The sequence below is a fragment of the Desulfopila sp. IMCC35008 genome (genome assembly GCF_010646885.2).
GTDB lineage: Bacteria > Desulfobacterota > Desulfobulbia > Desulfobulbales > Desulfocapsaceae > Desulfopila.
Map to the genome: position 1 here is coordinate 1687335 of NZ_CP050700.1, position 23556 is coordinate 1710890.

The window sequence follows — 23556 nt, forward strand, 5'->3', positions numbered from 1 at the left end:
CAGTTGCCACGTTCCCCACATAAGGGATTGTGGCACTATTTCATTGAGGAACATCTGTGGGAATCCATATAGCCTTAAACCATAAAACGTCTTATCGATATGATCGACTTATCAATCTTGCACCCCAGATAGTTCGTCTTCGTCCTGCACCCCATTGCAGAACCCCGATCTTAAGCTATTCCATGCAAGTGACACCCCGGGATCATTTTATCAACTGGCAACAGGATGCTTTTAGTAACTATCTGGGTCGTCTTGTTTTTCCAGAAAAGACCACAGAATTTGAGGTCGAGATTGACCTGGTTGCAGACATGATCATTATCAACCCCTTTGATTATTTCCTGGAACCGGATGCGGAGGAATTTCCGTTTACCTATGAGAAGGAATTGCGTAAGGATCTGGCTCCCTACCTGGCCAAGGGGAAAATCGTAAAGAAGATGAAGGAATATCTGAAAGAAATCGATGTTTCTCCACGCCGAACCATCGATTTCCTGGTCGACCTGAATATGAAACTGAGTAATGATATCAGCTATCTTATTCGTATGGAACCGAACATTCAGAGTTGTAAAAAAACGCTTACCCTGCGGAGTGGCTCCTGCCGGGATTCCGCCTGGCTATTGGTCAACATCCTTCGATCTTTTGGGCTGGCTGCCCGCTTTGTTTCCGGTTATCTGGTTCAGTTGAAGCAAGATGTCAAATCACTTGATGGACCGTCAGGTGCGGAAGATGACTTTACCGACCTTCATGCCTGGACTGAAGTCTATTTACCTGGTGCAGGCTGGGTAGGGATGGACCCGACTTCAGGGCTCTTTGCTGGTGAAGGTCATATCCCTCTCGCCTGCTCCCCTCAGCCCCAGAGTGCAGCACCTATCACCGGTGCACTGGATGAGTGCGAGGTTGAATTCAGTCATGCAATGTCAGTTACCCGTATCCTTGAAGCGCCACGTTCAACGCGGCCTTACCCTGAGAATGTATGGGCGGATATAGTTTCACTTGGTGACAAAGTTGATGAAGAACTGCTCGAGAGGGATGTTCGCTTGAGTATGGGAGGAGAACCGACTTTTGTTTCAATTGACGACATGGAAGGCGCCCAGTGGAACACCGAAGCCCTGGGAGAGGAAAAACAGGTATTGTCGGAAGCCCTTCTCAAAAAACTTTGGAAAGAGTGGGCTCCCGGCGGATTTCTTCATTATGGACAGGGAAAGTGGTATCCTGGTGAATCCCTTCCTCGTTGGGCCCTGGGCTGCTACTGGCGAAAGGATGGTACTCCCGTCTGGCAAGATGAAAAGTGGTTGGCCGATGTGTCAAAAGATTACGGTTTTGGTACCAAAGAAGCTGAAAAATTTATTCATAAGCTCGCTGAAGTGCTGGGGGTGAAGAACGAATATATCCGTGAGAGTTATGAGGATATTACCCACTATCTGCTCAAGGAGCAGCAGTTGCCGGTTAATGTGACCCCGACCGATCCCAAACTTGAAGATCCCGACGAAAGAAGGCGGATGGTACGTGCTTTCCAACGTGGCCTCGGGGCAGTTGTGGGTTATGTCTTGCCGCTGCAGTACGGCTCCTGGAAGAGTGGCCCATGGACATTTAAGAGTGAATACATGTATCTGCTGCCGGGCGACTCACCTGCCGGTCTCCGTTTGCCACTGGGTTCATTGCCCTGGGTTGCTCCTGAGGATTTACCCACAGAGTATGAACTCGATCCCATGGTTGATCGAAAGCCGCTATCCAATGAGCCTACTCAAAAGAAGAAAAAGAAGAAGGGTGCAAAAAGGGCCGTTGCTGTGGGAGTCGCTGGTGACACTATCCAGTCTCAGCCCGCTCCCATCGGCGACCCAGAGCCGGTGGTGGGTGAATCCGCCGCCTGGCTCGTTCGCACAGCGCTCTGCGTGCAGCCCCGCGAGGGACGGCTCTACATATTCATGCCACCAATCACTTCCCTTGAAGGATACCTGGAGCTGGTTCAGTGCCTCGAAAAAACGGCAAAACTAACTGATCTTCCAATAGTAATTGAAGGTTACGCTCCACCATCGGATTATCGCCTGGAGAGCTTAAAGGTGACTCCGGATCCCGGTGTTATAGAGGTCAATATCCAGCCTATGCACAGCTGGAGGGAAATGGTTGACTGCACAACAAGACTCTATGAACTTGCCCGTGAAACCCGTCTTGGCACAGAAAAATTTATGGTGGACGGCCGTCACACCGGAACCGGCGGCGGCAATCACATTGTTATTGGTGGGGCAACACCGGCGGACAGTCCCTTTTTAAGGCGTCCCGACCTGTTGCGTAGCTTTGTTACCTTCTGGAACAACCATCCGTCACTTTCCTTTCTGTTTTCCGGTCTTTTTATGGGGCCTACAAGTCAACAACCGCGTATTGATGAGGCTCGGCACGACAGCCTTTATGAGCTGGAGATTGCCTTCAAGGAGCAGGACCGGCAGACCAATGGAGATACCCCCTGTCCGTCATGGCTTGTGGACAGGCTGTATCGGAACTTGCTTGTAGACGTTTCCGGGAATACCCACCGTGCAGAATTTTGCATCGATAAACTCTATTCGCCGGACAGTTCCAGCGGGCGACTTGGTTTGCTTGAGTTCCGGGCCTTCGAGATGCCGCCCCATGCCCGGATGAGTCTTGCCCAGCAACTGCTTCTCCGTACTTTTGTCAGCTGGTTCTGGCAGACTCCTTACAGGGAGGGGCTTGTTCGCTGGGGTACCCGCCTTCATGATCGATTTATGCTGCCGCAGATGGTGCGGGATGATTTTACTGATGTCCTGAACATATTATGGCGGGCAGGGTATCCTGTCACCATGGACTTTTTCCATCCCCACTTTGAGTTCCGTTTTCCTATTTACGGCAGGGTAAGTTATCAAGGCATGGAAATTGAACTTCGCCAGGCCTTGGAACCCTGGCATGTTCTGGGAGAGGAGGCCGGAGGAGGAGGTACAGCGCGTTACGTCGATTCGTCAGTAGAGAGGCTGCAGGTCAAGGTCTCGGGGATGACCGGGGAACGCTACATAATTACCTGCAATGGAAGACGTGTCCCGTTAAAACCGACTCTTGAAGAGGGTGTTTTTGTTGCAGGTGTGCGCTACCGTGCCTGGCAGCCACCATCGTGTCTGCACCCGACAATAGGCGTCCATGCACCGCTTGTCATCGACCTGTTTGATACCTGGTCTAACCGTGCTGTGGGTGGTTGTACCTATTATGTCGGTCATCCCGGTGGCCGCAGTTACGATATATTTCCAGTAAATTCCTATGAGGCAGAAGGGCGCCGTAATTCACGTTTTGTTCCGGGTGGTCACACGCCCGGTGAGAAGATACCGTTACCCGCAATGGAAGCAAATCGGTATTTTCCATATACTCTTGATTTGCGAACCTGAAAACGGTAAATATGCCAAAGCGAAGACAATGACGTCTTCGCTTTATCTGTGACAACTATGCATATTTTTTATGACCAACAAAGTCTCAAGTAATTCAGCCACTCTAAAAGATACGCCCCCCTCTCTTTTGGCTACAGTTTCTTGTCCGGCAGGTTCCTATTGTGAACTCTTTTCCGCGTCAGCATCTCTTCGACCTCACTGGCAACCACTTATAGAGGCCCTGGACCAGAAGGGAGAGGCAACACTCGAGTCAGATCATGAGCGGGCAAGACGTATGCGCCATGAAGATGGGGCTACTATAAATCCCTTTGATGATCTAACCGAACAAACCACCTCATGGGCTCTTGATATGATTCCGTTTCCAGTTTCTGCACAGGAATGGAGTGGGGTGGAATCCGGTCTAAAGCAACGAGCTGGTTTACTTGAGAAAATCCTGGCAGATACTTATGGGGCCCAAGACCTCTTAAAAAATGGAAGAATTGATTCAGAACTCTTTTTTGCAAATCCGAACTTCCTGCATTCGTGTCATGGCATTCAGCCTTCTGAAAACCGTTATCTGACATTCTATGCTGCAGATATTTATCGAGATCCAAATGGGCAATTTCGGGTTTTACGGGATTATGGTGGCAACCCTGCAGGCCTTGGCTATGCCCTGGAAAACAGGATTGTCATGTCTCGCCTTTTTTCCAAACTCTACCACAAAACCCAGATACGCCGGTTGGCACCATTTTTTAATACCTTTCATCGAGCCCTTATTAAGCGGGCGTCTCTCCGAAAAGATGATCCTGGCATTGTCTTGTTTTCTCCAGGGCCGGATAGTCATATTTATTTCGAGCATGCATTGCTTTCCCGTTATCTCGGCTACCCGCTGGTAGAAGGGCAGGATCTTACTGTTCGGAACGGTAAAGTGTTCTTGAAAAAACTGGCAGGCCTCGAACCGGTAGAAGCAATCATCCGGCATATTGATGATATAAACAGTGACCCGTTTGCTTTAAGACGAGAGACCGCAAGTGGAGTGGCCGGGCTCATACAGGTTTGTCGCGAGCAGAATATTGATATTGTCAACCCTATTGGCAGCGGATTTGTTGATACACCGGCATTAAAGGTGTTTCTTCCACAGCTTTGCAGGGACCTGCTGGGAGAGGAATTACTCCTGCCAAACCACCCCACCTGGTGGTGTGGGAACAGGGAGGGGCTTGAGCACACCCTGAATAATCTGGGCCAGTTGAGCATTAGCTCTGCCATGGAGCAGCATTCCAGTATTGACTGTTCAGGCGATTTGCATGCAACTATTCAAAAAGCGCCTTCTCGCTATGTTGCAGTAGAACCGGTTTCACCTTCTTCGGCTCCTGCCTGGAGCAGCAGGGGAGTTTCCAGTTGTTACAATGTGTTCAGGGTGTTCGTTTGTGCCACTGAAGGTGGCTATGCGGTAATGCCCGGAGGGCTGGCAATTATTGCTGGTGATAGTAACACAGTCGTAAGTGGGTCCCCGGAGCAGCAGGGGAGTAAAGATGTATGGGTACTCTCAGACAAGCCGGTGGAACCTTTCAGCCTGATGGGTGATCTTAACATTATTCCTGAATTTAAACGATCCAGTGATCTTCCCAACAGGGTGGCTGACAATTTACTCTGGCTGGGGCGATACCTGGAGCGTGCTGAAGGATTAATACGTCTGCTGCGAGCCGTTTACAGACGATTGTCCGGCGAAGATCGACCGGAAGATGTCCCTGAGCTGCAATTTATACTCAGTATTTTACAGACAAAACATGTTATACCAACCCCGACAGGTGCAGATGGTGAGGGGGCTCCCTACCAGGATTTGTTCAGTCATCTGCATAAAGCCCTCTACCGGAAAGATAGGGCGGAGAGCGTAATTTCTATTTTGCAGCGGGTGCAGCAAACAGCACGCAATGTTCGAGATCGACTTTCTGTAGATTCTACCCGGGTTATCAACAGACTTGAAGATTTTAGAGAGTCTTCAGACAACGATCCCTTGGAGCTGTTGGATCAGACACTCTTTACCTTGAGTTCCTTTAGTGGCCTGGCAATGGAGAGCATGACCCGCGGGCTCGGGTGGCGTTTCATGGACATGGGACGCAGGATGGAGCGTGCAATGAATCAGGCGGTACTTATGCGCATCAGTCTTCCCCTGATTTGTGCAGATTCTCAAAATACCCTTCTGGCTTTACTCGAGGTGTCAGACAGTTTAATGACGTATCGGGGACGATACCGGTCCTCCTTTCAATTGGCTCCGGTGCTGGACCTTTTGCTGGCAGATGAAAGCAACCCTAAATCTTTGGCATTTCAATTTTATCAACTTGAAGCGCACGTGGAGTCTCTTCCGCAACAGGATGAAAGGCGGTTTTCAAGTAGAGAGGAGCGGGTCGCTTTGGAAATGCTCACCGCAGTTCGTCTGCTCGATTTAACAGGAATACGTTGTGGAGAAGAAAACCCTGAGACCAACTCTTTGACGGCATTTCTCACTGAAACAGAAGCACAGCTGAAGGAGTTTGCTCAACAGGTCACTGCTCATTATTTGACCAGGGTTCCGGCAACGCCCCATTACTCAATGATTCCCGGTAACGTACCAGTATGAAATACCGCATAACCCACAATACCGGTTACAGATATTCTGCGCCGGCTTCACTTTCCCAGAACGAACTCTTTTTGTATCCTCGTAGTACCTCAACACAAGAGGTGTTGGAAAGCCATTTGCAGATTGATCCCTCGCCTCAGTATCTGCATAACCGACTCGATTACTTCGGCAATATCGCACATGTATTTATGGTGCAGCATCCACACAGTGAGCTGGCGGTTTCCGTAACCAGTCTTGTACAGACCAGTAAGCCTGTTGTAATACTACCTGAATCGACTCTTCCATGGGAGATGGTCGTTCAAAGATTGGCCGGACATAAACAACAGGCCGAACTTGATGCGTATCAGTTTGTTTTTGAAAGTCCGCTGGTAACCATCGGTCCCGGTTCATTGAATTACGTCGAACCATCTTTCCCGCCAGGGACTCCGGTGCTTACCGGGGCTGTGGATCTTGTCCGAAGGATTTATACGGAGTTTTCCTACGACAAATCAGCAAGCAATGTTGACACGACTGTTGAGCAGGCACTGGCAAGCAGGAAAGGGGTTTGCCAGGACTTTGCCCATGTCGCAGTGAGCTGTTTGAGGTCACTTGGGCTTGCCGCACGATACGTCAGTGGGTATCTGGAAACGATACCGCCACCGGGCAAGCCCAAACTTGTCGGATCTGACGCCTCCCATGCCTGGACCTCATTGTTCGTGCCCGACCATGGGTGGGTTGACCTTGATCCTACAAACAACCTCATCGCCAATGAAACCTATATCACTGTAGCATGGGGACGGGACTATGGTGATGTTGCTCCCGTGAAAGGGGTTGTTATGGGTGGAGGTGTTCATGAGTTGTCTGTTATGGTCGATGTAGCAAGGCAAGAGTAATTGGTTGTCCTGATAACCATATCAGGCAATTGGATCCGATAAAGTGATCAGCCCCAATATTTCACATATAGGAATAACAAAAGATTTTTCATGAAATATTGGGGTTAGACATGCCATACAAACAACGATGGCAGCCGATCACAGTTTTACTCTATATGTGCTTTCGCGGTTTGAAGCGCAATGTCCTTGTTCCTGGTAAAGAACGTCCATTTCAGTTTTGATGAGTGAATCCCGGCTCTTTTATCCTGGCCCCTGCAGTAATACCAATGGCCAAAGCGTTCCACTGTTGAAAAGGGATGGTTTTTAGTACAGAAAAGACCACATGGTTTTACCTCTTTGAAAAAGATAGTTTCGTCAGGATCTTCAGAGTAAACCATATTCTGGGGCAATTTTATCTGTGATACATTGACCTTCTCCCTTTCCTTTTGATCCAGCCAGTCTGAAATTTTCATTTGATCTCATTCTTCTTTAAAAAGTACTATAAGCAACGGCTATTTTTTACTTTCTGTAACCCAAGTGGGGGCCAGAGGCCGCCCGCCATTAAATGGTACATAGCTCGCAGCATTTTTTCTTGATCGCTCTTTGGCCGTTAACCATTTCTCGAGACGTTTATTTTCGATCTTTGCTTTAACTGATCGTTTGGCGTTTCCTTCATTTTTGATGATGAAAGTTGTCCCATCATTTCTAAAAACGTACACAGCAAGCAGATCCGGTCGTTCCGGAGCTGTTTTAATGTCCGGAACTTGATTATCGAGCACAAGCGCAGGTTCTTTATCTGAGGCTTTGTACAGTAGGACCATATGGTGCTCTTTTTTCGAGGTGATCACATGAGCAAACCCAAGATGGTCATCAGGGATTCCCATTAACCGCAGTACCAGATACTTCCCTATGGCAATATCCTCACAATCGCCACCAAATGTTGTGATGGTCTCAAAGGGGGTAGCCCAGTAATCGGGTTGTTTCCAAAGTTCGCTGTCGGCGATCCAGGTCAACTGATTCAAATACTCGTTCACGGCTTCCAGCTGTGTCTCGACCGGATCGTTGAGGTGAACTTTAATCAATTGTATGACATCGATCATCCGCTGGGCTGCTTTCTCACCGTGTCGCCTGTTGATCTCGGCGTAGACCCCCTGATCCCAGTCGGGAAATTCTCTTTCAGCAGCGGCAGAGATACCAGTGAGATAAACGGTATGAAATGCCAGAAACATTGAAATGATCGTCAGCCAGTGATTGAGTTTGCTTAACCTTTGCGGCGACTTGCTGATGACTGCATCGTTCTGGTATTGCTTGGTAATATTTATGGAAATTTCGATTTCGGGTGCCATTTTACCTTCCTCGACCTTTTGTCTAGTTGATTTGCCGCGTGAGGATTCCCCAGCTACCTTCTTGATGCTTCTAAGATCAGAGGTATTGTCTCAGGTAGGGTTTCTTTCTGGCGACTACTAAAATATGCACTCAGTTCTTTCATCGAAAGCGGTCCCTCTGGTCCGTGAACCACTTCGATGCGGGTCCACGCATAGAAATCCACTTGATTTGTATATTTCTGTTTCAACAGAGACTGCAGCTGTTCTATCCGGGAGACCGGGTAGAGTTCTGGCCCCGTAATTTCTAAAAGAAAATGGAACTTATCATCCAGATACGTCGCATTGGCATTGACCAATGTAAAAGCATTATCATGACCAAAATAATCAACGATATCGGCTTTTATCAGACGCGTGCGCGTAAGGTTATCAGGGGTTCCCTCCTTACCGAGAAACCAGCCATAGCGAAAGGCTCCCTCAGGTGTTTGAATAGTTTTTTCTACCTGACTTATGAGCAACTCAATGGAGTCGTCCCCAGAGGCTTTCCGTATGTCAGTTTGAAGCTGTTCAATTTCCTGCGGGGAAAGAAGCCTGAAGCCAAACACGTGCGCCAGCATTAACCGTCGTTTCCCGTAAGGCACAAATTCCACCCGATTAAGATCCAAGGCATTTTCCAGGGCAAAGTATTCCCGGATGATCTGCTCCGTGATAGCAATATCCTTTAGTGTGTCATTGCCAAGAGACTTGGCGAATGTGCCATCAAGGTGTTGCTCAATAGCGTTTTTAATTGAACCACGTGCCGACACATTGCTACTTAGGGCGCAATGCATGATCAGTTCTATAGGTCTGCCGATCTCCAGGGTCAATTGATTCTGTATCTTACTCACCTGTGTAGGTGTCAGTATTGCAGGGGTGCTCACATTTGCCACGACATGGATAAGGTCTTCTTCCTCTTCTAAGTAGAAATTCATGCCATCCAAAACCGTAGAAGGGATAAGCGACGTTTCCTGGATTAATATTTCCCTGATCCCTCTGGCCATTTTACGTTCCTGAGCAATCTGGAAGAGAGAGTTGCCAAGAAATGCTGCTATCAGCACAAAGGCAACAATAGGCAACTGGAATCGTCTAAGAAGTGTAATCCCCTTTTCCCTCGCACCAAAACTTCTGGCCATGCCGCTTAACACAAACGTGATGGAAGCAACGACCAGTATGGATAAAAAATTAGCAAAGAATAATAAGAAAGATCCTACCGCGGCAGCGACATCTCCAAGAGCTAAGCAGAGGCCGCAGTTGGCCAGGGGAGGAACAATCGCAGTTGCGATTGCAACGCCGGGTAAGGCGGGACTGAGTTTTTCATCCACAAGTGCATAAGCTCCGGCAAACCCAGCAAGAACGGCAACCAGCAGGTCAAACAAGGTGGGGCTCGTCCGCGACAGCATCTCGTTGGTGGGTTCAAAGTCGCCTAAGGTAAGGCCAAGTAACAGACTCATTGTCACAGCAGCGATAACCCCGAATATCTCGGCTCGAATGGCACGGCCAAAGAGACCAGTCTCACCCCTGACCAGTGCCAGGGAGATGCCGAAAATAGGGGTCATCAGAGGAGCCACCAGCATAGCTCCGATTACGACAGCCGTGCTGTTTAATATCAACCCAAAGCTTGCAATCAAGGTCGAAACTGCGACCAAAATGTAAAAACGTAAGGCAGGTTCAGAACCATCGGCGATATCATTGTGGACAATTTCGAATCGTTCGCGGCTTATTAGAAATATTTTCATTTGTCCTGCCTCATATATCTATAGTGTTCGACATGTTTTGGCATGCTCCACAGCACGATTGGTACTGCCATGGTTATGAAGTAATTGAGTACTCAACTAAAATTTAAATATTGAGTCATATGCCTCACGATCCTGCATATATCCAAAATCCATCTCAAATTTGAACATGATACCGGGATTAACCTCGTAATCGTGCTCTTCTGGAAAGGTGAGCTGCGGTGCTATTTCCAATACGAGCCAATCGCGGTAAAAACGTTGCCGGTAGCGTAGCTTTAATTGCACGTCGGTCACCTCAAAATCTGGCCTGGTATCCATATAGGTTCCAACATCATATAGCAACGCCCTGTCGATACTCAGTACTTGGTATAATCGTGCTACTCCTGATAGAGGCATACCGTCCTCATTTTCGGAAAGAACACCGGTAAAGGTTGTTCTGAAGAAAAACCGATCACCGAGATATCGTTCAATATCATACGCAGTTCTGTTTATCCATCCATCATCAGAGTAGTATCGAAGTCTATTGGTGAGACGTCCTTTCCACCTACTGCTGAAAAACGGATGAGTATGACGATAGCGAATGCCTCCATAGACGTAACTGGTTGAAAAACCAGCATCGGTGGAAATATTGTAGCGTTTGTTTTGGTCGACATAATACTTTACTCCGCCTGTCAAATCCTCCTCCCTGTTTTTGTTCGTGTCCAAGATTGGATTTGAATCTATATCGAAATCTTCACTACCATTTGCCGATAAATACAATTTGGCGCGTTGTTCGAACTCCGGGAAACTGAGTCGCAGACGAAGAGCGGGTTTACACTCAAAATCATCAAATTTTGAATAACCAAATTTCATGCTGATCTTGGCTCTGGATTTATTTTGCTCTCTTATGAATCTGGGATCATTAAAGAATGAATCCAACCACTGGGCAGCACCTGAAATAATTTGATTTCCTTTTTGTTGAACTTGATCCAGTTTCCAAAGTGTAGCAAACATGAGGAAAGCAGGTATATACGTTACAAAAAATGAAGATAATGATTTGAAGGGGGGGGCACCATGGGAGGTAGAGGTGAGCCGGTTATAATCGTGCAAAGGATAGTTATCCATTTGGGGGAAGAGCCTGTATCGAAACTGTCTTATTGGATTTCCGATCTGCAGTAATATCGAACTCTCAGTATTTTTATAATTACTAAAGATCATGTTACATCGTAATAGTTGCATAATATCACAAATAAAGATGATGAATAAGTAATACAAAAAAAGCTACCATACAAAAGACACACTTGCTGCCAGCGTATCAGAATCAGAGCCGGTTGATTCTTGTGTACGGGTGCCCAGATACGATAACTTGATGCCTAGAGAGCGACTAATCGGATGTGCATAGCTGAGTTTCCAGCCGATATTTTGTTTTGTGTCGTCCTGATCTGTTCCATTGAGACTGTTTTCGCCGCCATAGTCATATAGCCCGCACTGATAGACGCCCATTTCCCCCAGGTGTGCATGACCCCAAGCTGCGGTCTGAACGCAAACCGGTTTTGACCTAAATTGAGCAGTTTATCTTCCAGGTAGTTACCGGTTGGCAGTCGCACTTTCAATGCAACACCTTCAATAGTTTCAATATTCATTTGAGATCGATATGCACCAAATTCTTTACCTCGCAAAGGTGGCGCGCCATACAGGTTCATTGCAACACGAACAAAAGTGTCAGACCAGCCACTCCTTGAGGTTGAAGCGTGAACTCCATTTAATAAGCCCGTCCATTTTCCTTCCTGATAGCCATGTATGATGTCGATTTGCGATGATTTTTGAAACAACTCGAATGTGCGTAGATATTTAACGGCCCATGTATCCAGTTTCAGATCAAAATCCTTCAGCAAAAGGATAGGGTCGAAGAAAATATGAGCTTCGGTGTGGGCGAATGCAAACCCTCCGAAATTTCTGTCCATCGGCAGATGGTTCCAGTTTCGCGGTTCTGGATCAAGGGCGAAGCAGGGGAGTGGTAGCCCGATAGTTATAAACCAAAGGGTGAACCATTTTCCAAACCTCAAGATATATTTCACAGTTGCTGCTGTTACTCTGGATAAAATACTCATAAATATATTATAGTTACCTTGCATTAGGGTCAGAGTTTTCCCCATTATTGCTTTATTAGGCGGGCAAATATGATTACAAGAATCCGTTACACTTTTTTTTGCAGTCCATCACATCCAATCTGTCAGGGCAATACCAATCCCAATTTTGTTCACATATTGGTTATAATCGATCAGGCTTTCACCATACCCCGTGAAATACTGGATGTACCCTTTCAAATAAGGGTAATTCCAAAGGGGAAAACTCCAACCCAATTCTACAGCACCTTTTTCAAATCCTGACTCAAGGTTGTTACGAGACATTATGCTGAAAACCTGTTCCTTCCATTTATAGGCAGCCCGTAGTTCGTAATGACCGAGATAATCAGTAATATCAGGATTATCATCATCTTCTTCATCCTCAGATATTCTGTACCATGGTTTGAAGCTGAGGGCGAAATTACCACGCTCCATGACGAAATCTGCATAAAGCCGATTCCAGCTCCTGGAAAGGACCCCTCCACGACCGTTTGATTGATGGACAATACCGAACGTATTGACAGTATTTGTGAACCCCAAAAGCTCCCATTGAGGATTGAACTGCAACCATCCTTCTGGTTCATGGTTCGTTTCTCTGAATGGTGCAGATATGTCGCTATTGTATAGTTGCCAGAAGGAACGGTTTGTGTACGCTGCGTATAAATCTGCCACACCAAAAATATCAATGGCCAGTGGGAACTTTACACTTAACTGGAATTGGGCTTCAGTATCGTCTGCTTCAATAGCAGGGTCGTTGTACTGTTCCTGATAAACCTCTGAACTGTAGCCGTGTGTGTTATGGGCCGCAATTAATAGATAATTAGGTTTGTGGGCCATCAGGGTAAAAGCTTTTAAAACATTATCGGTGTCCTGCTTTGCTCTCTCAGACAAGGCCGAAGGCTCCTTTGTCTTCTCTGGAAACGTTTGTGCCAGAATCTTTTTCTCACACTCTAGACGCAGCTCACCTATCGTCACCGAATCGTTTACCTGGTCAAGCATTTCTGCCATGCAGGTTTTGAGATCATTCGCAATGCAGGCTCCAGGCTTCAATAGCCCAACTGAGAGAAATACCATCAAAACGATGGTTCTATTTTGAAATGCAATTTTTTTCATCTGAAAGATCCTCATATCTCGTGTGATTAGGTGGTTCGATAATAAAAAAAATTCTTTCCCCTCCAACAGTATATCTCATTTCTTAAGGAGCTTCAGCTGGAGCTCCTTAAGAAACCAGTCGGGTAAACCAGTACTGGAAAAATGTATTGTTATGTCAGGAGATAATCAAAGCGTTCATTTGTTCTGCACTATGGCCAAGTGAAAAAACTTTTGAACAATCCCTTAATTAAGCTTATCGTCCTTGTAATATTTGGTGCCTTTTGCGGTAAGCTCCAAAGCCAGGCCGTCGTCCGTCAACTGGTAAAGCCATACTCCTGTGGTGACGGACATGGCGCCAGCGAATGAGCCGCCTTCACCGCTTGCTTGCGCGGCAACTGTTCCCTGGCCGCCAAATTCCCAGCCAGAGTTAACGAAATTGTCAAGATCACTCTGGTTTTCAAACACCCAGATCAGTCGGAATTTTTTAATCCCCATTCCCAGGCCGGCTTGCAACTCGACCATCTTCATAAACACTTCTTTTTTTGATTTACTGTAAACCGCAATGCCTTTCCCTGACCCCCCTCCGAGGACTAAAATTTTCATTCCGAAATTACTGAAAACAGCATAGCCAGCTGATTTTTCAATTGCTTTTTTGGCTGTCGGCTGTGTCTTATAAAGGCGCTCGAGTGTATTGTCTGCCATCTTGCGAATGTCTACCCGTTGTTGCTCGATTTCCTCCTTTGCTGCTGCTTGTGAAGAATTGGCGGCGATAGCGCTCGCAAACAGAATCATCACTAAGGAAAGGCCATAAACCAATAGCTTGCATCGTTTCATATTGTCCTCCCGGTTAGAGTGTAAGGATCGTCGTCAGATTATTGCACCTGCTCCGCCAGCGGTTCTTTCCAGGCCTTCATTTTCTCCAAGTCAGGTACGTAAATCCGCATGACGATGTCCATATTTTCATCCTGGCGGCTGATCGGCAGCCAATTTTCCTCGGAAACGCCATCAGGCAATTCGGCAGCCACGTAGATTTCGATACCGCCGTTGTCGTCCAGTTTCATGCCACCATTCTTACCAATGCTGTACTTCTTGCGATCGTTGGGAATGAAGAAACCGTTTTTTAAATCGTACAAAGTAACCGACCAGAATGCTTTGGCAGGAGGGAGTTCATCCTTTGACATCCGGATCACATAATCATGCAACGCATTCAATGGCTTGCCGTCAGCCGTCCCAATGGCGGGATACATTGCCTCACTTGCCGGAAGGCCGATAGGACCTGTAATCGACTGGAAAAGCAAGAGTTCCAGGTTCATCTTTCCTTTCGGTTGGAATAACTCGGTCAAATTTTTCTGTTTGAAATCGGCGTCGTTGGCTCTGGCCATTTCCTCGGGTATGATGCGTTCAGCAATTTTTCTGAGTGCGGCACCGTCTATCTTGGCAACCTGGGCGGGGTCAAATTGACGGCCGGGGATTATACCAAGCGGCTTATACGTCTCGAGAAGAGCCTGGTCGAGTTTGTTGTCATCGGCGAAAGAGGTGTGATTAAAAACAAACTGCATGACTTCCAACAGGTTCTTCTCAAAGATGTCAGCATCACGCTCACCTACCGATGGGAACGAAATATCATCGACAGGCTTTGCCTTACCTCCCTGATGTTCCGACAAGCTGAAAATCTTGACCGACTGCATCTGCTTTGAAATCCGGTCGAACCGTTCCGCGTCGCCGGAATGGGGCATGACTCGAAACACGGCGGAAACAAAGTCGCCGGTGGCCTCGAAAATCCGGTCAACGCCATCGACCGGCTCACCTTTGTACCCCTCGGTACGCTCAGTGTAGAGCAATATCTTCTCGGGCTTGTCGAAATCCCCCAGTCGTGTCGCCATTGGCACATTTACATAGTGATCATAGCCGGTGATCATCAGCGAGACATAATCCGAATCAAAGGCAGGTATGTCGATAATCATGGGATCTTTACGCAGATCCAGCATAACTCCGATATAGAGAGTATCGTTGTTAGGGCGGGCAATCTCTTTCATCGTATGGTCTTTCAGCGTAGTATCTGCGTCCACTGTGTTCCAACCTCCCTGTTTCAGCGCAAATTTGTTGTTTACGTTGTACATGGCGACATACTGATAGGATCGTTTTACGATGTTCATGAGCTGTTCGTCATTTAGTGCCGTGGATCCCCCTTTACCGGCCGCAAATGCGTAACCGATTGAACACGCAACCAAAAGCAGCGCAGTGCTCATTATCATCATTGTCCTGGTCATGGTGTTATCGCTCCTTCTGAACAAGTTGTTGGTTATTATGGCCTCCCCGTTTTTGATGAAAAGACCATCGTTGGCAGCCACTTGTAGGTCAGGAATCGCTGGCCTACAAGTGGCTGCCTGTGTAATTTCGTAACCTGGATGCCTTAGCACAACTATCCCGCAATGAATCGTCAATCAGATACATTCAGCCTGGCTTAGGTGATCGCCTTTGAATAAAAATGTCACTTCACCGTATAACCACGTCCCTCCAGGCACGTAGCAAAGGCTTTTTTGAAATTGGCTTCCAGCGCGGCGCTCTGACTATCTGCCTGGGCAGCTTGAGAGCCCTGTTGGTTTTCCCTGTGTTCTTTTACTGCGCCTAGTGCCATTCCCGCGGCTGCACCGGTTGCAGCTCCTTTCCCAAATTTTCCGCCCATTGAGCCGCCCAGACCGCCTACCGCGGCTCCTGCCACAGCGCCTTTAACAATACTGCTGTCTCTTGCTCTCGTCTGATTGGGCTGTGGTGCTGCTTCTGCTACCGGGGCAGAATTGGGATCATACCCGCTCTGCCCGCTGGCCCATTGCCGACACTCGTCCTGATCCTTGGTCTGCTGTTCAGCGGGCTGATTATTGGCTGGATATACAACCAGGTCAGCAGCCATGACGAGTCCCGCATGGTATATTATACCGATTATCAACAATCCTTTTAATTTTAACATAATACAATCTCCTTGTTTTTTTGAATTTCAGTAATATTTTCTTGCCTCCATTCTCCATCTTAATGCAGGTCCAACTCCCTTGTTTTCCGGTTATGTTCCTTCACCGACCGGAATCAGCAGGATTGTCGGCCCATCACCAAGGTACGCGTCGTCAGTCTCCATGAGCATATTGGTTTTCATCAAGGCGTGCAGGGAGTCTACGTATTCCTGGCCACGCTCCGAATATTTGGTCAGTGTTTTCGCCAACTCCCATCCGGCAATCTTGGTGCCGGCTCTGCGCATTTCGGCCCGGCCGGCGCGCAAGGATTTGTAGCTTGGATGTGTGTTTATATTTCGCATATAAGCAATGACCGACTGCAGCGGTGTTTCATAAGATGCGATCTTGTGGTCGCCGTGTTCGGAGCGCTGCTCCTTTGGTGTGATACCTTTATCGCTCCAGGTCCACATGCCGAAGAGCGCGTTGCCCTCGACAGCGAACCTGGATGTCCCCCATCCGCTTTCCTCAGCGGTCTGGGCGAGAACCAACGATGGCGGCAGGGTATCAACCCTGCGAAGCAACTCATCCTGCAATCCGCGATCGGTTATGTCGACGTCTTCTTCTTTTTCTGCCACCTTATAGGCAACGGCGCTCTCTTTCAAAAACGACTGTTCTGAAGGGGAGGGCGTTTTACCTGATTTTATTGTTTTAATAATCGATTCCAATTGTTGCCGATCTGCCTGGATCAGCTCGTTTGCATGTAGAATCAGTGGGCCCATTAGCCGAAAGAAAACCCGTTTCTTGGTCACTACTGGGATTTCTTTTGATGTTTTGTCCCTCCAGCGTTTTGGGATATTTGTGATATAGAGCCTGGGTACCTCACGAATTCCGTCCTGCCAGGCCTCCGGGGTATAGTTCAGACTGTTAATGAGTTGCTCCAGCTGTTCGCCCGATTCGAACTCGAAGCGCTCAACAGGCCGTTCAGCCTCGACCCGGGAGGACCCGATGCTCTTTTCCTCCGTGTCACAACCCGTTAGAAATGCGCCGATGGTTATCATCGTGATCAGCACGGACACCACCCGTCGCCATGCTCGCCATGCATTAATCGATTTCATATTCTTCTCCATCTGCACGAGGCTCACCATGGCAGTTTTACCACCGGTGAGACGGTAAACCGTATCTGGTATTCAGGTCCGAAATTGTCCGGTGATTCAATATAGTGCCAGTACTGAAGCCCGAACTTCCACGGCCGGCCACCTATGAATGTGGTCTTGGACGCACCTACAGCCAACGGGAATGTCCACTCGTTGCCACTGCTTGCCTCGTGGTTATAGGAAAAAGTTGGTGAACCGTTTATCTGCCAGCCATCCTTGAGGTTCAAAGCATAAAAATACTGGCCGCCGGTGATGCTGGTGTCGTAGTCACCCTCGCCAGCCACATCCCATTGGTGTGAGACGAGCGTACCCACAACGCCCCAGGGCCGCACCATGGCAACAGCGAACTCCGGACCAAGCAGCCACTGGTCCAGTCCCAGTGAATCATTCGTCGCCGTTGGCAGAGTACCGGCCAGTCCGGCCAGTATCACAATGCCGCCTGGAAAAGTCTTGGCTAACGAGGCGTCAAAGCCAATATCGCCAAGATCAACACCTTCAGAGCTGAAACCGCCGCTCTGCTGTGGCACATCCTGGCTGAAAATAACCGGGATGGCTGGCCGTATGAAAAGATTGGAAGAGTCTGTCAACTTGTATGGCAAGGAAGGCTGGAACAGCATCCGCCAAGCCTCTGCACCATCAGCGCCCGGGATATCTCCATCATAGCTAATGTAATCAAACTGAAAATTCATGGTGCCCATGTTGGTGTTGGGATCAGACAGGGCGGCGGCAACTTCGGCAGCGGAAGGTGAGCCAAAGCCGCCCTCGCTGTCCCGAGAAGTTTCGCTGCTAAATGTGCGGGCTTCGTCGTCCGTGACCCGGAACATGAACATTTCACCGGTTGCAACATTGCGGGCCCTGTACTCAGCTGGGTCGCCCTGGTTCTGCTCGAAACTGAAACAGTTGGTTTCCACATCCGAGTAGCACACCTGGTCATCACCTTTAACGGACCAGGTACGCCGGAAGATCTCATTCCAGGCCTCGATCTCGGCGGTACCATCGGCGTGATACGTACCCACCGCGGTTACGCCCGGTGTCAACTCTATTTGCGCCGTGGCGCCGGAGACAAACTCCTTCAAGGTGTCTGCTCCCGTAAATGGCTGCCAGTTGTCTGCATATGCCGGCGGGGATGCCATGAAGGCAAAGAGGAAAGTCGCGATGCTCAGTCTGTTCATTTTTGTCTCTCTTGTAAAACTGGGTTAAGATTGGGGACAAACCTTATCAACCATCCCCGCCTTGGACTGATGCACTACTTTGATTCCATGGGTTTCACCTCGGGGAAGGTCCAGGATCCATCGAGGATCTCCTTTTGCGGCTGATAAAGGCGTACGGTGTAGTTCCAGCCATCAGCAATCGGTAAATGGTTGACGCTTCCCGGATCACCTCCGAAATGGATGGTAAAGGAACCATCCTCGTTGGGAGTCCCGGTGAGGCTGTTGACGCTGTAGGCATCCTCATCGTTGGGATCGAAATAGCCATCCTTGTTGTATAAGCTGACCGACCAAAACGCATCGACTGGCACATCTCTGAAGGTGAGCTGGTATGCGCCCACCGGGAGATTTGGCTCCACGTTGAGGTAAAACGCTTCCTCCTGCGGCAAGCCGCCCCAGCCCCAGGCCGTGCCCAGCAGGTGGCGAATCGGGTCGACATCCTCCTTGCTCCCGAAGGTGGCATGGGTGTCTGTCATGCCGCGACCCAGGATAAGCAGGGCCTCGTAAGTAATCTTGTAGCTTTCCTTGTCGTAGTCAGGGTGGGAGTAGGGTTTAGCTGATGCTGCTTTAATTTTCAATTGGTCCTGCAAGGCGTTCGCCTCCCGGATATCATCAGGATCAGAGGCGTCAACCAGGGTGCGCACGGAGAGATTCACAAAGGGTGTCCCGAATTCCTCAACGGTCAAGTTATGTTCTCCCGGTTCATGGATGACCCTGTTGATGTAATGGTCCTCGTTGACAACCATTATCGACATGTATCTGTCTCCCGTATCAGGGACGGTGAGGGTGGCGCCTTTGCTGATATCCACTACCGCCGCACTGTAGATTGTATCCCGGTTCATGCGGATGACGGTTTGCTTGTCCAGGGGCGTTGGTCCGCGCAGATGAAAGAACAGATTGACTCCTCCGGCCATTTTCACGATCCGGTCGAACTGGGCGGCCGTTTCCGCCCTGACAAAGTTTGAGGCATTGACCATCACGGGTTCGACTCGGTCGCCTGCTGCTGAGGCAGAGGAGATAGAAAGAATAGCGAGGCAAACACTGATTGAGGAATATGCTATTACGTTGGGAATCATCTTCTTCATTGGTTACTCTCCTCTTTTTTCTCATCTTCTGTCAGTTGTTGAGGGCCCCGATTTATGGCGTTACGGGGACTGGAAACTTCCACGTGCCCTCAAGGATCTCTTTTCGCGGTCGGTACATGCGGACGATATAGTTCCAGCCGGGCGCGATGGGGAGGTAGTTGTCCTGCCCAGGGTCGCCGCCGAAATGGATGGTGATGCTGCCGTCCTCATCCTTCTTCGAGGTGACACTGTTGTAGGAATAGGCGTCGTGTTCGTTGACTATGAACATGCCTTTGTCGTCGTAGACTGTCACCGACCAGAAGCCGTCAACAGGTACGTCCTTGACGGTCAGGATGTAAGGGGTTTTGCCATCATTATGTTCAGGAACGCCTGCGGTATAGGTGGAGTCCTGCTTCGGCAACCCACCCCAACCATAGGCGGCGCAGAGCAGCCAGTAGATCGGATCGAGCTCTTCCTTTCGGCCAAAACAGGTCCCGGTGGGGGGCAAGGCGGCCGCGACGACATTGATCTTCTCCCGCATCGCCTCGACTTCCTCCTTCTTCCAGCCGGGATACTCGAACTTGCCCTTATCCGCCTGCTTTACGATGATGGCGTCCTGCAGGGCATGAGCCGCCTTCACATCTTTCTCGTCGTTGGGATCGAGAAAGGTCCGGATCAGGAGAAGCGCGTATCGCGTGCCGACGGTTTTTTCATCGAGGACGACGTCCTTCGGGCCGTATTCCGCCCAGATCGAATGATCCTGGCTGACGATCATCAGCGACTGGTAGCGGTCCCCCGGGTCGGGCAGGGTGATGGTCAGCGGCGAGGTCACATCGAAAACCGACCAGGAATAGAGTGTGTCCCGGTTGGGACGGACCGTGTCCCGGTTGGTGACATCGTACGCTTCCCTTACGTGACTGAATTTCCCGAAGGCGTCCATATTCTCAATATAGGTCCGCATCTGGACGTCGGTCTCGGCCCGGACGTAATTCTGAATCGTCACCTTGGGAGCATCGGCGGCCAGCACGTTGAAATAGGGGACGATCGCCATTGAGACGACTAACGCCGTGACGATCAAAGTTGTTTGGGTTCGTATGGTGCCTCTGACTTTCTTCATGACTATTCCTTTTTGCTTGATCATGCTTGTCTACGTTTCAGTTCTGCTTCACACCCATGACCCTGAACAGGAAATTGGGCCATCGAACTCGGTCCTCCCCACGGGAAAGTGAAGAGGACCATCTGTTAGCGCCTTCAGATTAATCATCGTCCGGCGATCGTTTGAAAGCCGGACGCTCGTCCTGCAGATTCTTGAAGTAGAGTTGCTTCAGCGTTCCCTCGAAGGCGAAGGGGGCCCTGTCGAAGTAGGCGTCGGCAACTGGCGAGCAGGTGTCCATGCCCACGTCGAAGGTTTCCGAGGCGGTGAAGGTTCCTGGGACGGTGCGTTGAACGGTTCCCCCGACGGCCTCCTTGCCATTGATCCAGAACTTGAGCTCTGCGGGGGCGGCGCGCTCGAGGGGCGTCTTCATCTCGAGGGCAATCTGCAACTCCCCGGCCGGCAGCGTACCGACCTCGAACTTGTCGCGCTTGAGCAGTAGCGCACTGTATTCGTAGTAGAGCTTGCCGTCGACGGCAAAAAGGCTGACGCCGCCGGCGTAGCCGCCCATGGCAAATACTACCCCGTTGACGCCTTCAGGTACTTCAGCCTCGATCTCAACCCGGAGGTTGCCGTTGCGCACGTTCGGCGCCTGGCTTTCGGGGATGCGCGTGATACCGGGAAAGAGGGTCCATTCGGAGTTCTTGGACCGCTTCATTTCTTGGGGATTGAGGGGGCTGAAGAGGCCGGCGCCGATCGGCAGGACCATATTTTCCTCCGCCACCTGCATAAAAAGTTCTTTGAGTTTCTCCAACTCGTATGGGTTTTCGGCGGCCAGGTCGTGCATCAGTGAATAGTCCTTGCGGGTGTCGAACAACTGCCATGTGTCCTGCATCGGATTCCACTTGCTGATGTCCGGCGGGGTGGCGACCCACGGTGTCCGGGGGCCGAAGGTGCTGGCCATCCAGCCCTCGTGGTAGATGCCGCGGCTGCCCATGATGTCGAAGTACTGGGTTTTCTTTTGTTCCGGCGCGGTCGCTGAGTCAAAGGTGTAAACAAAGCTCGTTCCGTCGATGGGGTCCTGCTTGTGGCCGTCAACCACCTTCGGTGGCTCGATGCCGAGGATTTCGTAGAGGGTGGGCACCACGTCGTTGACATGGGTAAACTGCGGCCGCGGTGTCTTGTCGGCCTTGATGCGCTTCGGCCAGGAGATGACCATCGGCGTGCGGGTGCCGCCCCAATCAGCGGCGATCAACTTGGTGTAGCGGAACGGAGAATCACCGGCCCAGGCCCAGGCGGAATGGTACATGTTGTCCATCTTGGGACCGCCGATCGCTTCCAGCCCGCCGAGTTGCTCGGCTATTGCCATGTGTTCCTCAACGGTGGACGGGATCCCGTTCTGGGCGTTGAGTTCGGCGACACTGCCGTCCATGCCCTCAGCCGATGCGCCATTGTCGGAGAGGATATAAATAACCAGGGTGTTGTCGCGGATGCCACGTTCCTCAAGGGCATCGATCAAGCGGCCGACCTGGACGTCGGTGTGCTCGAGAAAGCCGGCGAAGACCTCCATCAGGCGGGCCTGGAAGGCGCGCTCCTCTACTGAGAGATTTTCCCAGGCTGGCATCCCTTCCGGACGGGGTGGGCGCGTGGTGTTGTCCGGAATCCAGCCGATCTCCTTCTGGCGCTCAAAGACTCGTTGCTGGTAGGCATCCCAGCCGTCGTCGAACTTGCCCTTATACTTTTCGGCCCATTTCGCAGCGACATGGTGTGGACCGTGGACCGCGCCCGGCGTCCACCACATCAGGAAGGGCCGGTCAGGATTCATCGCGAGGTGGCGGTTCATCCAGGTAATCGCCTTGTCAGCCATGGCCTCGGTGAGGTGGTAGTCTTCGTAGTTCTCGAGGTGGGGCGGGGAAATCGGGTTGTTGTTCTCCCACAAGGCGGGTTCCCACTGAGAGCTCTCGCCGGCGATGAAGCCATAGAAGTAGTCGAAACCGCGGCCGGTCGGCGTGCGGTCGTAGGGGCCGTTGGCAAGCTGGTCGACCGGGGTGTTGTGATCCTTGCCGAAAGCCGCGGAGGCATAGCCGTAGTAGCCGAGTACCTCGGCGATGGTGGCCGAGGATTTCGGAATGATGCCGGTGTAACCGTCCCAGTCGTTGGCGAGTTCTGCGATCTGCCCAAAGCCCACACGGTTATGGTTACGTCCCGTCATCAGCGCGGCCCGGGTGGGTGAGCACATCGCGGTGGTATGGAAAGCGTTATAAGAGATTCCCTCCTCGGAAAGCCTGGACATTGTCGGGGTCTCAATATCACCGCCAAAAGTGGCTGGTTGACCAAACCCGGCATCATCGAGCATGACGATGAGGATATTGGGGGCGTCCTCCGGCAGGTGGCGCTTCTGCTCGCGCCATTTGTGAATTGACTCTTGCATGGTAGGTCCGATTTTCCCGCCCATGGAAGGCATTGGAAAGGGTAGCACATTCTGTGTTGCCGCGGTTACTGCTGTCGGTATTATTGCATATAACAGAAGGGCAAATAGCAGTTGGTACTTCCAATAAAATGATCGAAACATAACAGATCCTCATTCCCTGGCTATGATTTAGCCGCTTTCTTAACAACTTAGAAAATGCAATTTCCAGACATGCCGGAATTCAGAAATCTTCGGACAAGCTGCAGAGGCGATGTTCATCTCAATCAAGCTTTTTGATAGAATCCAGAATAGCATCACAAGCTTCGATCGCTGCCTTATCTCCAGTAGCCTTACTTACACAATCGGTATATTTTTTGGTCAAGGTAATGCGGGCATCACTGGTTGCTCCCTTTTCCTTGTTCTTAATCTTGGTACTTTTTGAAGTACAGCCAGCGAGGGAAATCACCAGTGTCACCGCGAGTATCAAATACATGTTATGTTTCATAGACATGCCTCTCTCAATAGTATTCTGATCTAAGAGGGAATCCCCCCACCACTCGT

General features: G+C 49.9%; 18 protein-coding genes. 3 read left to right on the plus strand and 15 right to left on the minus strand.

Going from position 1 to position 23556, the window contains the following annotated elements:
• Window positions 1–56 precede the first annotated feature (56 nt).
• The 3 genes from GA520_RS07450 (at window position 57) to GA520_RS07460 (ending at window position 6851) form a co-directional block, all read left to right on the plus strand.
• Window positions 57–3383, plus strand: coding sequence for a DUF2126 domain-containing protein (locus GA520_RS07450; protein ID WP_163339508.1), 3327 nt, complete (start codon window positions 57–59; stop codon window positions 3381–3383).
• A gap of 70 nt (window positions 3384–3453) precedes the next feature.
• The gene (locus GA520_RS07455; protein WP_163339509.1) at window positions 3454–5979 is read left to right on the plus strand and encodes a circularly permuted type 2 ATP-grasp protein; all 2526 of its coding nucleotides are present in this window, start codon (window positions 3454–3456) and stop codon (window positions 5977–5979) included.
• Complete coding sequence (locus tag GA520_RS07460; protein WP_163339510.1) at window positions 5976–6851, plus strand: transglutaminase family protein; 876 nt, start codon at window positions 5976–5978, stop codon at window positions 6849–6851. Before GA520_RS07455 ends, GA520_RS07460 begins: the two co-directional genes overlap by 4 nt.
• A gap of 146 nt (window positions 6852–6997) precedes the next feature.
• Here the strand turns inward: GA520_RS07460 and GA520_RS07465 are convergent, their stop codons facing one another.
• From GA520_RS07465 to GA520_RS07535, 15 genes are all read right to left on the minus strand, one after another.
• On the minus strand, window positions 6998–7303 hold the full coding sequence (locus GA520_RS07465) for a hypothetical protein (RefSeq protein WP_163339511.1): 306 nt from the start codon (window positions 7301–7303) through the stop codon (window positions 6998–7000).
• A 39-nt stretch (window positions 7304–7342) separates the two neighbouring features.
• Window positions 7343–8176 (minus strand): transglutaminase-like cysteine peptidase, encoded by an 834-nt coding sequence (locus tag GA520_RS07470; protein WP_163339512.1) that lies wholly within the window; start codon window positions 8174–8176, stop codon window positions 7343–7345.
• A gap of 53 nt (window positions 8177–8229) precedes the next feature.
• On the minus strand, window positions 8230–9927 hold the full coding sequence (locus tag GA520_RS07475; RefSeq protein WP_163339513.1) for a TIGR00341 family protein: 1698 nt from the start codon (window positions 9925–9927) through the stop codon (window positions 8230–8232).
• Between the two features lie 96 nt (window positions 9928–10023).
• Window positions 10024–10776, minus strand: coding sequence for a hypothetical protein (locus GA520_RS07480; protein ID WP_163339514.1), 753 nt, complete (start codon window positions 10774–10776; stop codon window positions 10024–10026).
• Window positions 10777–11276: 500 nt separating this feature from the next.
• Window positions 11277–12038 carry a transporter gene (locus tag GA520_RS07485; protein WP_304511307.1) on the minus strand — a complete coding sequence of 254 codons (762 nt, stop codon included), beginning with the start codon at window positions 12036–12038 and terminating at the stop codon, window positions 11277–11279.
• Window positions 12039–12122: 84 nt separating this feature from the next.
• Window positions 12123–13142: a phospholipase A gene (locus tag GA520_RS07490; protein ID WP_205749339.1), complete on the minus strand. Its 1020-nt coding sequence runs from the start codon at window positions 13140–13142 to the stop codon at window positions 12123–12125.
• A gap of 222 nt (window positions 13143–13364) precedes the next feature.
• Complete coding sequence (locus GA520_RS07495; protein WP_205749340.1) at window positions 13365–13955, minus strand: YSC84-related protein; 591 nt, start codon at window positions 13953–13955, stop codon at window positions 13365–13367.
• Between the two features lie 38 nt (window positions 13956–13993).
• Window positions 13994–15391 carry a DUF1214 domain-containing protein gene (locus GA520_RS07500; RefSeq protein WP_205749341.1) on the minus strand — a complete coding sequence of 466 codons (1398 nt, stop codon included), beginning with the start codon at window positions 15389–15391 and terminating at the stop codon, window positions 13994–13996.
• Between the two features lie 221 nt (window positions 15392–15612).
• Window positions 15613–16089, minus strand: a complete 477-nt coding sequence (locus GA520_RS07505; RefSeq protein ID WP_163339516.1) for a glycine zipper domain-containing protein — start codon at window positions 16087–16089, stop codon at window positions 15613–15615.
• Between the two features lie 90 nt (window positions 16090–16179).
• The gene (locus GA520_RS07510) at window positions 16180–17181 is read right to left on the minus strand and encodes a glucosaminidase domain-containing protein (protein ID WP_163339517.1); all 1002 of its coding nucleotides are present in this window, start codon (window positions 17179–17181) and stop codon (window positions 16180–16182) included.
• 23 nt (window positions 17182–17204) lie between these two features.
• Entirely contained in the window at window positions 17205–18392 is a 1188-nt protein-coding gene (locus GA520_RS07515; protein WP_163339518.1) for a hypothetical protein, read from the minus strand.
• A 74-nt stretch (window positions 18393–18466) separates the two neighbouring features.
• Entirely contained in the window at window positions 18467–19513 is a 1047-nt protein-coding gene (locus tag GA520_RS07520; protein WP_205749342.1) for a DUF1214 domain-containing protein, read from the minus strand.
• Between the two features lie 52 nt (window positions 19514–19565).
• The gene (locus GA520_RS07525; protein ID WP_163339519.1) at window positions 19566–20609 is read right to left on the minus strand and encodes a DUF1214 domain-containing protein; all 1044 of its coding nucleotides are present in this window, start codon (window positions 20607–20609) and stop codon (window positions 19566–19568) included.
• A 139-nt stretch (window positions 20610–20748) separates the two neighbouring features.
• Window positions 20749–23157: an arylsulfatase gene (locus GA520_RS07530; protein ID WP_370362753.1), complete on the minus strand. Its 2409-nt coding sequence runs from the start codon at window positions 23155–23157 to the stop codon at window positions 20749–20751.
• 118 nt (window positions 23158–23275) lie between these two features.
• Complete coding sequence (locus GA520_RS07535) at window positions 23276–23500, minus strand: hypothetical protein (RefSeq protein ID WP_163339521.1); 225 nt, start codon at window positions 23498–23500, stop codon at window positions 23276–23278.
• Window positions 23501–23556: the final 56 nt, after the last annotated feature.